This is a genomic window from Paenibacillus wenxiniae (assembly GCF_039822605.1).
In the GTDB taxonomy this organism is placed as follows: Bacteria; Bacillota; Bacilli; order Paenibacillales; family Paenibacillaceae; genus Saccharibacillus; species Saccharibacillus wenxiniae.
Genome location: NZ_JBCGUH010000005.1, coordinates 33,008 through 46,258 on the forward strand (window position 1 = coordinate 33,008; position 13,251 = coordinate 46,258).

A 13,251-nucleotide genomic window follows, 5' to 3' on the forward strand; every position below is an offset into this window, starting at 1 on the left:
TTAAAAACGTTTGTTGCATCGCATGGGCTATTGCGCAGTACGCTAAATAAGCCTAAAACAGTTATAACCGTTATCACCGTGTTCAAAACATGAATCGGAGTGCTTGCGTCCATTGCAGATAATCCAGCAAAAACGCAGATACGAAATGCCCAAGCACAATCGCCAGTAATAAATGTAGCATTTTACCAGCAGCACTCTTGGGATGACGAACTAGCAGGTCAAACTTGAAATTTTGCAATGCCCACCATGAAAGACCTATGCAAAGCAGCGAGATGATAATCGATAGCAAACCGTTTGTGCCAACAGCGGCTCCCGCATCTACTGTATTCATCAGCTCACAGCCTCCTTACAAAAATTACTTGGCAATCAGCCTTTAACACGGACTATTCTATAATACTTGCCCTTACGCAAAGAATCCAGTCCCAAATTTACAAATTTCGGCGTATTCTTGTCATATTTATTCATTTCCTGAAAATATTCATGAATTATGCCTCTTTTTCGTGTGTAAATGCGGTTTTTTCTGGATTGTGCTCCATCTACGATCGGTCTCTTAACGGTCGGCGCAGACAAATGTATGGGTCCAAACACCTAACCAGTCGGCGCCTGAAATAAAAACAGCCGGACCGCATAGGACGGACCGGCTTGTTAGTATTATCGGTTTTCACCCGAAGAAGATACTTTGATACGGTTCATGGCGCGCTGTAGCGCAAGCTCAGCACGACGGAAGTCGACATGATCCTGGCTAGAACGGTTGTTCATACGGCGTTCGGCACGCTCTTTGGCAGCGCGTGCGCGCTCCACGTCGATATCGTTCGCTCGTTCAGCACTTTCTGCAAGTACAACCACTTTATCTGGACGTACTTCAAGAAATCCACCCTGAATCGCAAATGTGGTTCTTTTGTTGCCAGCTTGAAAGACCAGCGGAGCCACTTTAAGCGGCGTTACCGTTGGAATATGGCCAGCGAGAACTCCCATTTCACCATCTACACCTGTAGCGACTACGCGATCTACCTGTTCGGAGAAGACCATGCGCTCCGGTGTAACGATCTCCAGTAAAAACGTGCTCACTTTCATCCCTCCTCACGTTTTGCAGGCATTCTGTTACAGTGTTTTCGCTTTCTCCACTGCTTCCTCGATTGTGCCTACAAAGAGGAATGCTGCTTCTGGAAGCTCATCGTGTTTACCATCCAGAATCTCTTTGAAGCTGCGTACTGTTTCTTTAACAGGTACGTAGCAGCCTTTGATACCGGTAAACTGCTCGGCAACGTGGAAAGGCTGGGACAGGAAACGCTGAATTTTACGCGCGCGCGCAACAGTCAGCTTATCTTCCTCACTCAGCTCGTCCATACCGAGGATCGCGATGATATCCTGCAATTCACGATAACGTGCCAGAATACGCTGTACGCCTTGAGCTACGTTATAGTGCTCTTCGCCGACCACTTCTGGTGTCAGGATACGCGAGCTGGATGCCAGTGGGTCAACCGCTGGGAAGATACCCATCTCGGAAATTTTACGCTCCAGGTTTGTCGTTGCATCCAAGTGAGCAAACGTTGTTGCTGGAGCCGGGTCAGTATAGTCATCCGCAGGAACATAGATCGCCTGGATCGATGTAACCGAACCTTTTTTCGTCGAAGTAATACGCTCTTGCAACTGACCCATCTCTGTAGCGAGGGTCGGCTGGTAACCTACCGCAGACGGCATACGTCCGAGCAGAGCGGATACTTCAGAACCCGCTTGTGTAAAGCGGAAAATATTATCGATGAACAGAAGAACGTCTTTACCTTCTTGATCACGGAAATACTCAGCCATGGTCAGACCTGTCAGGGCAACGCGCAGACGCGCACCTGGAGGCTCGTTCATTTGACCGAATACCATAGCTGTTTTGGAAATAACGCCGGATTCTCTCATCTCGTGATAAAGGTCATTACCTTCACGAGTACGCTCACCTACACCGGAGAATACGGAGATACCACCGTGCTCCTGGGCGATGTTGTTGATAAGCTCCTGAATCGTTACCGTTTTACCTACGCCGGCACCACCGAACAGACCAATTTTACCGCCTTTTGCGTATGGTGCAAGCAAGTCGATAACTTTGATACCTGTTTCAAGCATTTCAGCTTGAGTCGACAGTTCGTCAAACTTTGGTGCTTCGCGGTGAATCGGGCTATGGATTTCTGAAACGACTTCACCCGCTTCATCGATCGGTTGACCGAGTACGTTAAATACACGACCGAGTGTGATGTTACCTACTGGAACAGAGATCGGGCCGCCCAGATCCTGTACTTCCAGACCACGTACCAGACCATCAGTGGAAGACATAGCAATACAACGCACCATGTTATCACCCTGGTGGTTGGATACTTCAAGCGTCAGGTCGATTTTGTTACCGTTATCCAGTTTCGCATCGACTTTGAGCGCGTTCAGAATTTCCGGCAATTGTCCACGTTCGAATTCAACGTCAACGACCGGACCCTGAATACTTACAACGCGTCCTTTGTTCATTATCGTTTTCCCTCCTACTGACTTGCTGTATACAACAAATATGGATTAAGCGAACCTGCGCCATTTCGTCCTGCGCAACTTGTCGCCTTTAAGCTATGATGCCTGGCATCGATATGCAGACCGATGTTAGCCTTGCGCGTTCGCGCCTGCAACAATCTCCGTTATTTCCTGGGTAATTGCTGCCTGACGTGCACGGTTGTAAACGAGTGACAGATCGTTGATCATCTGCGAAGCATTTTTCGTCGCACTGCCCATCGCTGTCATACGCGCACCTTGCTCACTTGCTTTGCCTTCCAGCAATGCTTCGTAGATGAGCGTTTGTGCGTATTTTGGAAGTAGCTCAGCGAGCACTTCTTCAGCAGATGGCTCGTATTCGTAGCTTGCAGCGAGCGAACTTTTCTCCATGCTGCCTGTATCCATCGGAAGCAGAAGCGCAGAGGTTGGTGTCTGTGTCAATGCATTTATAAATCGGTTATAACATACGTATAGCTCATCATAACGTCCTTCTTCGTAGCCTTGAATCGCTGCCTGAGCAAGCGATTTGATATCTGCATACGTAGGGAAGTCTGTCAGCTCTGTAACGGTATCCGTAACCGACATGCTGCGACGACGGAAGTAGTCACGGCCCTTACGTCCGATCACGAACAATTCGTATTCACGACCTTCATTCTGGTGCTGACGAATTTCGTTGCTCACGTGACGCAAAATGTTGGCATTGTAACCACCAGCCAGACCGCGGTCAGATGTGACGACCAGATAAGCAATACGCTTAACCGGACGCTTATCCAGCATCGGATGCTTGATTCCTTTTGTACCCGCAGCGATGCTTGTTACCACTTCACGCAGCTTTTCCGAATAGGGACGTGCAGATTCTGCTTTCTCCTGTGCTTTACGCAACTTGGAGGCCGCTACCATCTCCATCGCCTTCGTAATTTGCTTCGTGTTCTGGACACTTTTGATTTGCCTTTTAATCTCACGCATACCTTTAGCCATATGTTTCACCACCTTAACCTTTGAATCCCGTTCAAAGTCATGCGGTCAGCTGCCGCATAGCCTGGGGCCGGGCTCGGGAGTCCCTTGTCTGACCAAAAACAGTGACTTCTGCAAACATGCCGCAGGTCAGTTGGCATACCTAGCCATCCTGACCTGTAGATGCCTGTCTGGCAGGAATACGAGCGGAAACAAACGTCCACCCTATATCCCTATTTATGTTGTTTTAGCGATATGATGTTGCCATCTTCGCTTATTAGAAAAGAAATTGCTGAAGCTCACAAGTGAAATCAGCTCGTTGCGAAGCCTTTTTTGAACGTTTGGATCGCTTCAACCAGCGCTGCTTCATTATCAGCAGTCAGATCTTTGGTATCGCGGATCGACTTCAGTATATGATCATGCTGGCTCGTCATGAATGCCAAGAACTCGGATTCAAAACGACGCACGTCCACTACCGGAATATCATCCAGATGGCCTTTAACAGCCGTGTACAGACTCACAACCTGTTGTTCAACAAGCAGTGGCTGGTTAACGCCCTGTTTCAGAATTTCCATCATGCGCGCACCACGGTTCAGACGCGACAGCGTCGATTTATCCAGATCGGAACCGAACTGTGCGAAAGCTTGCAACTCGCGATATTGGGCGAGGTCCAAACGCAGTGTACCGGCAACTTTTTTCATCGCTTTGATCTGTGCGGAACCACCGACACGCGATACGGAGATACCAACGTTGATCGCTGGACGTTGACCTGCGTAGAACAAGTCTGCTTCCAGGAAGATCTGTCCATCTGTGATGGAAATAACGTTAGTTGGAATGTAAGCCGATACGTCGGAAGCCTGTGTTTCGATAAATGGCAGTGCCGTCAGGGAACCGCCACCACGCTCATCACTCAGCTTCGCTGCACGTTCCAGCAAACGGGAATGCAGATAGAACACGTCACCTGGGAATGCTTCGCGACCCGGTGGACGACGGAGCAGCAAGGACAGCTCGCGATATGCAGCTGCTTGCTTGGACAGGTCATCATAAATGATCAAAGCATGCTCGCCCTTGTACATGAAGTACTCGCCCATTGCGCAACCTGCGTATGGAGCTATGTACAGCAGTGGAGAAGGATCAGAAGCAGATGCAGTCACGATGATGGTGTATTCCAGTGCACCGTGACGGCGCAGCGTTTCCACTACCTGTGCTACTGTAGATTGCTTTTGGCCAATCGCAACGTAAATACATTTTACGCCCTGACCTTTTTGGTTGATGATCGCATCGATTGCAACCGAAGTTTTACCTGTTTGACGGTCACCGATGATCAACTCACGCTGACCGCGACCGATTGGTACCATAGCGTCAATCGCTTTAATACCTGTTTGCATTGGCTCATGAACCGATTTACGGTCGATAACGCCAGGTGCTGCACTTTCAACAGGACGAGTTTCGGTAGCGTTGATTGGGCCTTTGCCGTCAACTGGTTGACCGAGTGGGTTCACCACACGACCCAGCATCGCTTCACCAACCGGAACTTCCATAATGCGTCCAGTACGTTTAACCTGGTCACCTTCGCGAATATCTGTATACGTACCGAGAATAACGACACCTACATTGTTAGCTTCAAGGTTCAGTGCCATACCCATTACGCCATTGGAAAACTCAAGCAATTCGCCGGCCATTGCATTTTGCAGACCGTATACGCGCGCAATACCATCGCTTACCTGGATAACGGTACCGACTTCTACAACTTCAATATCGCTTTTGTATTGCTCGATTTGACTTTTAATCAATGTACTGATTTCTTCAGGTCTGATACTCAAGTCAGTCCCTCCTGTCTCTTATGCTTGTCTCCGAAAAGACTTTTCCAGACGCTCCAGTTTGCCGGAGACGCTGCCGTCATACAGCTTATCGCCGATGACTACTTTGAGTCCGCCGATCAATGACTCATCAATTACATTTTGTATACGAAGACGCTTGCCCGATAATTGACCAAAAGTTGCTGCAACTTCTGCCTGCTCCTGCTCTGTGAGCGGAAACGGGGTATAGACACGTGCATCCGCAATGTTGAGCGTTCTGCTTACAATATTGTTGTAGCTGCTCAGCAGTTCCGGAAACACCTCATACCGACCGCGCTCAATGAGCAGCAGCAGTGTGCGAAGCAGCGCATCGGAAATTTTGCCTGTGAAGACATTTCCCAGCACTTTTTCCTTATCGGCGAGCGATATATTCGGTGTCGCGATAAAATTACGGAAATCATGATCCGCCGTAAGCGCATCAACAACGGCTTTAAGTTCCTGACCTGTCTCTTCTACACGTCCTTGATCGGACGCCGCTTCAAAAAGTGCCTTTGCATAGCGGGATGATACTACAGTATCCCGGCTCATTGTCTGATCCCTACATCTTTCAAGTAGTTATCCACGAGTTGCTCCTGCGCTTTCGGATCAACTTCTTTTTGCAATACTTTGGAAGCGATTTGTACGGAGACAGCACCGATTTCACTGCGCAGTGCAGCCACGGCTTTGTTTTTCTCAGTTTCGATATCGCGTGCAGCCTCATGTTTAAGACGCAACGACTCTTCTTTTGCCTGGTTGATCAGTTGTTCAGCCTGGCTATTGCTCGTTTGACGAGCTTGCTCGATAATATCCTGCGCATCTTTACGTGCTTGTTGCAACGCTGCTTTTTGTTCTTCTACAAATTGAGTTGCCTGATTGCGCGTCTGAGCTGCTTCGTCCATTTGCTGCTTGATCAGTTCACGGCGCTTTTCCATCACCGAAAACAGCGGACCAAATGCATAACGGTTCAAGAGCCAGTACAGGATCAGAAACGCAACGATCACGATCACAAGGTTAGTCCATTCAAAATGCAAATCAGTTCACTCCTTCCCCGAAACTTCCAAATCGAAATAACATGATATTAATGAAGAATCTAGCCGAATCCTATGACTTCACGCACACATACGCTAAAAAGAAGGCGCGGATGGCTGTGGCCTTCCCCGCCAGTTCATTTGTTCTTTGTTTATGCAGCAGCGTAGAAAATGAACGCCAGTACGACACCGATGATTGGCAGGGCCTCTACCAGACCTACACCGATAAACATTACCGTTTGCAGTGTGGATTTCGCTTCCGGTTGACGAGCGATACCTTCTACCGTTTTACTTACGATCAGACCGTTACCAATACCTGCGCCCAATGCGCCCAAACCTACGGCGATAGCTGCCGCCAGAAATGCTAATGCTCCCATTGAAAAAATCCTCCTTAGAGTGTGTGAATTATTATTTATGTTGAGCCCGGTATGAAGGGATATCCAACTTCCGAACTGTGAAACCAGTTACAAAAAACCATCAGACCACGCTATTCAAAATGCGCTCTCCAAAGTCGATAATGAGTTAATGATCCTCATCCGTCTCCAGCGATTGCGATATGTATACCATAGCCAGAATGGTGAATACAAAAGCTTGGATTACACCAACAAAGATACTAAATCCTTGCCATACGATCAAGCCGAGAATCGAAGCGATCGCTCCCGCTCCAAACCACAGTGTCGACATTTTGAGCAATACGGAAATTAGAACCTCACCGGCAAAAATATTACCGAATAGACGCATTCCGTGTGTCAACAGTTTGGAGAACTGCTCGATCAGGTTAATTGGGAAGAAGAAGAAGAACGGTTTAAAGTAGTGACCGAAATAGTGCTTCGGATTCTTCACAATACCTAGGAAGTGAACCAGAACGAATACGATCAGTGCCAGTCCCATCGCGGATGCAGCATCAGCAGTTGGTGATTTCCACCAGCCTACCTCCACATACTCTTTGCCTGAATTCAGACCATCGAGAACCGTTGTGAGCGGCAAACCGAAGAAATTCGCTGCGGCAGGGTCTGTATACTTGAACGGAATGACAAGCGGTAGACCGAGCATATTACTGACGAAGATGAACATAATCAGTGTCAGACCGAGCGACAAGAACGGTGCTCCCTTTTTGTAGTCCATTGTACTGGAGATCAAACCCTGTACAAATTCAACTACCCATTCCATAAAGTTTTGCAGTTTGCCTGGATTCTCTACAGACAGATTGCGGGTGGCCAGCTTCGCCAGTGCGAATACAATGATACCACTTACAATTACGGTTAGAATCAGGGCAAGGTCAAACTTTAAATTTCCAATCTGAACTATCGGTGCTTCATGCATTTTTCTCACCCCTTTCGTTGTCGGACTCTGACTTACTTTCGCGACGAGAAAGGATAAAGCCGATAACGACAAGCGCAAATGGTGCAAATACTAGACTGCCTGCAAGAGCATGAATCTCAAATATTTGCGGAAATTCGACGGCTAAAATAACAGCCCCGATCGAAAAAGCCGCCCGCTGCGCAAAGCCCAAGCCTTTGAATCTTTTCCCTGTGCCGCTTGCTGCTTCATCGGTCATTTTCTGTACTTTACGTGCCAGATACTTTGTATTCACAAAGCTGACTGCAGAACCTACAATCAGACCGAAAGCAATCGAACGATAGTCTGGAAGAATAGCGACAGCTACAAAGCAAAGGGCAAGAAAACCAAAGGTGGTCCGGGTCAGCCAATAAATGTAACTTGGTATTTCATTCATTCGGGTCCCCCACTATTTTCTTAATAATGACAATGATGCCTACGATTCCTACAGCCAACCCTGCAAGCACGCCTACAGCGATCCCGATTCCAGAACCATTCCATAGGCGATCCAGCCAGGAGCCGAACCAGAATCCGGCGAGTGTACATACAGTCAGATCGATGCCAATTGCACCGACCAGTCCAACCGCCTTCCAGGGCGATGAACGATCCGGTTTGTGCGGTTGTTGTTCTGTCATTACACACTCCACCCTCGGAATCCCAGTTCATTGTACTGAATCGTTCAAGTCTTTGTCAAACCATTTCGCTTTAGCACTTTAACGCAAAGTCTTCACGAATCATTACTTGATACTGCACGATTAACCGCACGTACCCTACAGTACCACTGTATACTGCAATCCGCTTTTTCACAAGACGGCTTCAGAGCCTTTTTTGAACGTTGTGTGAAATTCTTCAGGACGTTCTTCTAAAATGCCGTAATGGTGCAAAATCGCATTGACAATTCGTTTGGACGCCTGTCCATCACCGTATGGGTTCGCCGCTTCGCTCATCGAAGCATACTGCTCTCCATCGGTAAGCAGCGCATGTGCACGCTCGTAAATCTTCGCTTCATCTGTACCGACCAGTTCAAGTGTACCTGCGTCAATTCCTTCCGGACGCTCTGTTGTATCACGCAATACGAGTACCGGCACACCAAATGAAGGAGCTTCCTCTTGCAAACCGCCAGAGTCCGTCAAAATCAAATGGGTATGCGGATAAAAGTTATGCAGATCAACGACATCCATTGGATCGATTAACTTGATGCGTGGATGGTTACCGAGAATTTCATAAGCAGGTTCCTTCACCGCAGGGCTTGGATGAACCGGATATACAATCGCTACGTCCTCAAACTCATCAGCAATACGCTTTACAGCACGGAAAATATTGCGATGCGGCTCGCCCTGAGATTCACGGCGATGAGCCGTCATCAGGATCAGGCGCTTGCCTTCTGCCCATTGCAATACAGGGTGTGTGTAATCAGCCTGTACAGTATATTGAAACACATCCGTTACCGTGTTGCCTGTGATATACACGCTTGACGCAAGCTTATTCTCCTTATGGAGATTGCCTGCGGACACCGAAGTCGGCGAGAAATGCAGATCGGCAAGCACACCGGTCAGCTGACGGTTCATCTCTTCCGGATAAGGCGACATTTTGTTCCATGTACGAAGTCCGGCTTCAACATGACCTACGCTGATCTGCTGCATGAATGAAGCATAGCTTGCGAGAAATGTAGTCAGTGTATCGCCATGTACCAGCACGATATCCGGCTTTGCTTCACGCAGCACAGGCTCCAAACCTTGCAGCACACGGATGGAAATTTCATTCAATGTTTGACGGTCCTTCATCACATCCAGATCGTAATCCGGCGTAATATTGAACACTTCCAATACTTGATCAAGCATTTGACGATGTTGCGCTGTTACACATACAACCGATTCAATATGCTCGGGATGTTTTTGAAGCTCAAGAATGAGCGGTGCCATCTTGATCGCTTCAGGACGTACGCCAAAAATCGTCATTACTTTAATTTTCTTCATGATAATGGTTATACCTCGCTTTATTTAGTTCCGTAGAGACGGTCGCCGGCATCGCCCAGACCTGGTACGATGTAGCCATGATCATCCAGACGCTCATCCAGTGCAGCTACATAAATGTCCACATCAGGGTGAGCATCTTGTACCGCTTTGACACCTTCAGGCGCAGCAATCAGGTTCATCATTTTGATCTGTGTACAGCCACGCTTCTTGAGCACATCGATTGCAGCAATCGCAGAACCGCCAGTTGCTAGCATTGGATCGATCACGATCAATTCACGCTCCTGCACGTCTGTCGGCAGTTTCACGTAATATTCTACAGGTTGCAGCGTTTGTGGATCGCGGAACAATCCTACATGTCCTACTTTCGCTGCGGGCAGCAGCTTCAGTACGCCATCAACCATGCCGAGTCCAGCACGCAAAATCGGAACGAGTCCAAGCATCCGTCCAGAAATCACTTTACCTTCTGTCTTTACAACAGGAGTTTCCACTGGAATTGGCTCGAGTGGAATATCGCGCGTAATCTCGTACGCCATCAAGGTAGCCACTTCATCAACAAGCTCGCGGAATTCCTTCGTGTTCGTGTTCACATCACGAATGAATGTGAGCTTGTGTTGAATTAAAGGGTGATCGCATATCACCAGTTTTGCCATGATTTGTCCCTCCGGTATATGTTCAATAATAACAATAGTAAGTCCCTCTGTATTGCATATGTAACCACAGACATACTGCACACGATTAAGGACCGGGGTACATGCTTTCCCCCGTAAATCTTGTCTATTATATCATTACCTCAGGTCAATTTCATCAGCAACTCTACTGAATTCATGCAATTCTCGAATCTGGTAGTATAACGCTTACAATTTCCAAATGATAGCGCAATCCTACTGAATTCACCCAGTCTTTACTATTATAATAGTAAATGGCTTGAATGGGGTAAATTATTTTAATTTTTTCAAAAAAATTTATTGGAAAAAGTTGCGGGCTTGGAGCACCTATTATCATGCCGACTAATTCGGCTTTTTATAGAAAGAACGGCTACTATGCTACGATAACTGTATTCTTTCCAATATCCTTTTTTTGTCATATTATACATGAAAATAACGGATACGGACAGCAAATAATATGGAGCACTCCATTCTGGCGCGAAAAGCCAATCTTGCCAAATAGCCCGCGATCCCAACAAAAAGCTTCTGTTGGTTGATCGCGGGCTAGTTCAGTTAATCGACGATGAGTAGACGATTAGTATTTTACTTGCTCGTATAGAGGGAAACGGGACGTCAGTTCTGCTACATCTTTGCGAGCTTGAGCGAGTACCGTTTCGTCTTTTGGTGCTTTCAGTGTAGCAGCGATAATTTTAGCGATTTGCTCCATTGCAGGCTCATCCATACCACGGGAAGTTGCCGCTGGTGTACCCAGACGGATACCACTCGTCACAAATGGACTAGTTGGGTCAAATGGAATCGCGTTTTTGTTCGTTGTGATGCCGATCGAATCAAGTACATGCTCGGCTTCTTTACCTGTGATGTTTACGCTACGTGTGTCAACGAGCATCAGGTGATTGTCTGTACCACCGGATACGATCGTCAATCCTTCTGCTATGAGTGTGTCTGCCAGAACTTTAGCATTTTTCACAACTTGCTGTGCATAGGTTTTGAACGATGGTTGCAATGCTTCACCAAAAGCAACCGCCTTGGAAGCAATAACATGCATCAATGGGCCACCCTGTGTACCCGGGAATACCGCTTTGTCGATCGCAGCAGCCCACGGTTGACGGCACATGATCAGACCACCGCGCGGTCCGCGCAGCGTTTTGTGCGTCGTTGTTGTTACAAAGTGGGCATGTGGCACCGGACTTGGATGCTCGCCTGCCGCAACCAGACCTGCGATATGCGCCATGTCGACCATGAACAGCGCGCCTACATCGTTAGCGATCGAAGCAAGTGCTTCGAAATCAATCGTGCGCGGGTATGCACTTGCACCAGCGACGATCAGACGAGGGCGATGCTTGAATGCTGCTTTGCGAACTTCATCATAATCGATCAGGAAGTTATCTTCACGCACGCCATAAGCCACGAAGTTGTACAGCAAGCCGGATGCATTCACCGGGCTACCGTGTGTGAGGTGACCGCCATGCGCCAGATTCATACCAAGAACCGTATCGCCTGGTTTGAGTGCAGCGAGATAAACAGCCATGTTCGCCTGTGCGCCAGAGTGTGGCTGTACATTAACATGTTCTGCGCCAAACAGTTCTTTGGCACGATCGCGTGCGATATCCTCGACGATATCCACATGCTCACAGCCACCATAATAACGTTTGCCTGGATAGCCTTCTGCGTATTTGTTCGTCAATACGGAACCCATCGCTTCCATAACCGCTTCGCTCACGATATTTTCGGAAGCGATCAGCTCGATATTGTCACGCTGACGTTTCAGTTCCAGTCCCATTGCTTCCAGTACGGCAGGATCGCTGTTTCTCAATTGCTCCATCATTGTTCATTTCCCCCTGATCATTATTTATCATTTAAAATAATAAGCGGTCATGCGTAATCACACGCCGCATCAATCACAAGTTCCTTCCACGGTTGGCATCGGTGCATACACTGCACGCTCGCCGCCAATCAGCTTCGGTCGTGTTCGTGCCGCTGTCACTCTTGCTTCGCCAAGATAACGCAGCTCGGTGCGATACGGTACAGCGACTCGTTTTAGATGCATACCGATCAGTGTTTCACCGATATCGATGCCGGCATGCGCTTCAATCGTCTCTGCCAGACAGGGATCAGCCATCGTGCGATACGCATAAGCAGCCATAGAACCGCCTGCTTTCGGTACCGGTACAGCCGCAACTTCATCCAGTCGATAGCGTTCCAGCGTCTCACGCTCGACAACGAGCGCGCGATTCAAATGCTCACAGCATTGAAAAGCAAGCTGAAAACCAAACTCTTGCTGTACTTCGCGTATGCCCTCAACTAGCTCCTGAGCAATATCCAGCGTACCGGATGTGCCAATATGCTGTCCAGCGATCTCACTTGTACTGGCGCCGATTACCAGCATATGGTTCGGCCCAAGTTTGGCAGCACTGGCTACTTCACGGGCAATGCGGGCCGCATCGCTCCGAATGGTGCCGATCTTCTCATTGTTCTCCATCAGATGAGCCTCCTTGTGCAGCGTCCAGTTGAACGATTTGCAGTCGGCAGACTCGTTAGAGCCTGTCGCTTCCTCTATCATTATAGCGCGGACATAAGACAACGGCGACCGTCGTTTGTAAAATGTGCAAAAGAACAAAAAAGAGCAGGATGCACATTAATATGCGCATCTGCTCTTTGCCCAGGCGACCGGCCGTATGTTCCGATGCTCCATCGTGGTTAAGCTCCACTCTTGTCGCCAGTTACATCGGATCTGTCCTTGTGTTTTCATCATAAGCCATGTTTTTTGTAAAATCAACATAGTAGTTGAAATTTTATTATTGTTGTTTGGATGAATGCAATAGAGCATCATCCTTGATTGAGCACTATTATGCTAATTGCATTATACATACACTCAAGCCCTATAGATGAGATAAACATGAAGTGATCTATACATAATCTATACATAATCTATATC

Annotated in this window: 15 protein-coding genes and 1 riboswitch; all 15 genes read right to left on the reverse strand. The window is 47.9% G+C overall.

Annotated features, from left to right (window positions below):
• Positions 1–82: 82 nt before the first annotated feature.
• The 15 genes from AAHF22_RS10925 to AAHF22_RS10995 all read right to left on the reverse strand — a co-directional run bounded on the left by AAHF22_RS10925 (position 83) and on the right by AAHF22_RS10995 (position 12,795).
• Positions 83–331: a DUF1146 family protein gene (locus AAHF22_RS10925; RefSeq protein ID WP_188774158.1), complete on the reverse strand. Its 249-nt coding sequence runs from the start codon at positions 329–331 to the stop codon at positions 83–85.
• Between the two features lie 320 nt (positions 332–651).
• Positions 652–1,068 carry a F0F1 ATP synthase subunit epsilon gene (locus tag AAHF22_RS10930; RefSeq protein ID WP_347325043.1) on the reverse strand — a complete coding sequence of 139 codons (417 nt, stop codon included), beginning with the start codon at positions 1,066–1,068 and terminating at the stop codon, positions 652–654.
• A 33-nt stretch (positions 1,069–1,101) separates the two neighbouring features.
• The gene (gene atpD, locus AAHF22_RS10935; RefSeq protein ID WP_347325044.1) at positions 1,102–2,502 is read right to left on the reverse strand and encodes a F0F1 ATP synthase subunit beta; all 1,401 of its coding nucleotides are present in this window, start codon (positions 2,500–2,502) and stop codon (positions 1,102–1,104) included.
• Between the two features lie 126 nt (positions 2,503–2,628).
• The gene (gene atpG, locus AAHF22_RS10940; RefSeq protein ID WP_347325045.1) at positions 2,629–3,495 is read right to left on the reverse strand and encodes an ATP synthase F1 subunit gamma; all 867 of its coding nucleotides are present in this window, start codon (positions 3,493–3,495) and stop codon (positions 2,629–2,631) included.
• Positions 3,496–3,782: 287 nt separating this feature from the next.
• Entirely contained in the window at positions 3,783–5,294 is a 1,512-nt protein-coding gene (gene atpA / locus AAHF22_RS10945; RefSeq protein WP_347325046.1) for a F0F1 ATP synthase subunit alpha, read from the reverse strand.
• A gap of 18 nt (positions 5,295–5,312) precedes the next feature.
• Entirely contained in the window at positions 5,313–5,858 is a 546-nt protein-coding gene (locus AAHF22_RS10950; protein ID WP_347325047.1) for a F0F1 ATP synthase subunit delta, read from the reverse strand.
• Positions 5,855–6,340 (reverse strand): F0F1 ATP synthase subunit B, encoded by a 486-nt coding sequence (gene atpF, locus AAHF22_RS10955; RefSeq protein WP_347325048.1) that lies wholly within the window; start codon positions 6,338–6,340, stop codon positions 5,855–5,857. The genes AAHF22_RS10950 and atpF overlap by 4 nt, the downstream gene beginning before the upstream one ends.
• A 149-nt stretch (positions 6,341–6,489) precedes the next feature.
• The gene (atpE, locus tag AAHF22_RS10960) at positions 6,490–6,714 is read right to left on the reverse strand and encodes a F0F1 ATP synthase subunit C (RefSeq protein WP_188774165.1); all 225 of its coding nucleotides are present in this window, start codon (positions 6,712–6,714) and stop codon (positions 6,490–6,492) included.
• 145 nt (positions 6,715–6,859) lie between these two features.
• A complete protein-coding gene (atpB, locus tag AAHF22_RS10965; protein WP_347325049.1) occupies positions 6,860–7,660 on the reverse strand; it encodes a F0F1 ATP synthase subunit A in 801 nt (266 codons plus the stop codon).
• On the reverse strand, positions 7,653–8,072 hold the full coding sequence (locus AAHF22_RS10970) for an ATP synthase subunit I (RefSeq protein ID WP_347325050.1): 420 nt from the start codon (positions 8,070–8,072) through the stop codon (positions 7,653–7,655). The genes atpB and AAHF22_RS10970 overlap by 8 nt, the downstream gene beginning before the upstream one ends.
• Positions 8,065–8,310 (reverse strand): AtpZ/AtpI family protein, encoded by a 246-nt coding sequence (locus AAHF22_RS10975; RefSeq protein ID WP_347325051.1) that lies wholly within the window; start codon positions 8,308–8,310, stop codon positions 8,065–8,067. The genes AAHF22_RS10970 and AAHF22_RS10975 overlap by 8 nt, the downstream gene beginning before the upstream one ends.
• A gap of 168 nt (positions 8,311–8,478) precedes the next feature.
• The gene (gene wecB, locus AAHF22_RS10980) at positions 8,479–9,651 is read right to left on the reverse strand and encodes a non-hydrolyzing UDP-N-acetylglucosamine 2-epimerase (RefSeq protein WP_347325052.1); all 1,173 of its coding nucleotides are present in this window, start codon (positions 9,649–9,651) and stop codon (positions 8,479–8,481) included.
• Between the two features lie 20 nt (positions 9,652–9,671).
• On the reverse strand, positions 9,672–10,301 hold the full coding sequence (gene upp / locus AAHF22_RS10985; protein WP_322906469.1) for a uracil phosphoribosyltransferase: 630 nt from the start codon (positions 10,299–10,301) through the stop codon (positions 9,672–9,674).
• Between the two features lie 589 nt (positions 10,302–10,890).
• Complete coding sequence (glyA, locus tag AAHF22_RS10990; protein ID WP_347325053.1) at positions 10,891–12,141, reverse strand: serine hydroxymethyltransferase; 1,251 nt, start codon at positions 12,139–12,141, stop codon at positions 10,891–10,893.
• Positions 12,142–12,210: 69 nt separating this feature from the next.
• Positions 12,211–12,795, reverse strand: a complete 585-nt coding sequence (locus AAHF22_RS10995) for a TIGR01440 family protein (RefSeq protein WP_347325054.1) — start codon at positions 12,793–12,795, stop codon at positions 12,211–12,213.
• A 171-nt stretch (positions 12,796–12,966) separates the two neighbouring features.
• Positions 12,967–13,050, reverse strand: a riboswitch (ZMP/ZTP riboswitch).
• Positions 13,051–13,251 lie beyond the last annotated feature (201 nt).

Excerpts from the sequence above, each read along its gene's own strand:
- AAHF22_RS10975 (WP_347325051.1), bottom strand. The coding sequence starts at position 8,310 with ATGACAGAACAACAACCGCACAAACCGGATCGTTCATCGCCCTGGAAG.
- upp (WP_322906469.1), bottom strand. The coding sequence starts at position 10,301 with ATGGCAAAACTGGTGATATGCGATCACCCTTTAATTCAACACAAGCTC.
- AAHF22_RS10950 (WP_347325047.1), bottom strand. The coding sequence starts at position 5,858 with ATGAGCCGGGATACTGTAGTATCATCCCGCTATGCAAAGGCACTTTTT.
- atpB (WP_347325049.1), bottom strand. The coding sequence starts at position 7,660 with ATGCATGAAGCACCGATAGTTCAGATTGGAAATTTAAAGTTTGACCTT.
- AAHF22_RS10995 (WP_347325054.1), bottom strand. The coding sequence starts at position 12,795 with ATGGAGAACAATGAGAAGATCGGCACCATTCGGAGCGATGCGGCCCGC.
- atpG (WP_347325045.1), bottom strand. The coding sequence starts at position 3,495 with ATGGCTAAAGGTATGCGTGAGATTAAAAGGCAAATCAAAAGTGTCCAG.
- glyA (WP_347325053.1), bottom strand. The coding sequence starts at position 12,141 with ATGATGGAGCAATTGAGAAACAGCGATCCTGCCGTACTGGAAGCAATG.
- AAHF22_RS10970 (WP_347325050.1), bottom strand. The coding sequence starts at position 8,072 with ATGAATGAAATACCAAGTTACATTTATTGGCTGACCCGGACCACCTTT.
- wecB (WP_347325052.1), bottom strand. The coding sequence starts at position 9,651 with ATGAAGAAAATTAAAGTAATGACGATTTTTGGCGTACGTCCTGAAGCG.
- AAHF22_RS10925 (WP_188774158.1), bottom strand. The coding sequence starts at position 331 with ATGAATACAGTAGATGCGGGAGCCGCTGTTGGCACAAACGGTTTGCTA.
- atpD (WP_347325044.1), bottom strand. The coding sequence starts at position 2,502 with ATGAACAAAGGACGCGTTGTAAGTATTCAGGGTCCGGTCGTTGACGTT.
- atpE (WP_188774165.1), bottom strand. The coding sequence starts at position 6,714 with ATGGGAGCATTAGCATTTCTGGCGGCAGCTATCGCCGTAGGTTTGGGC.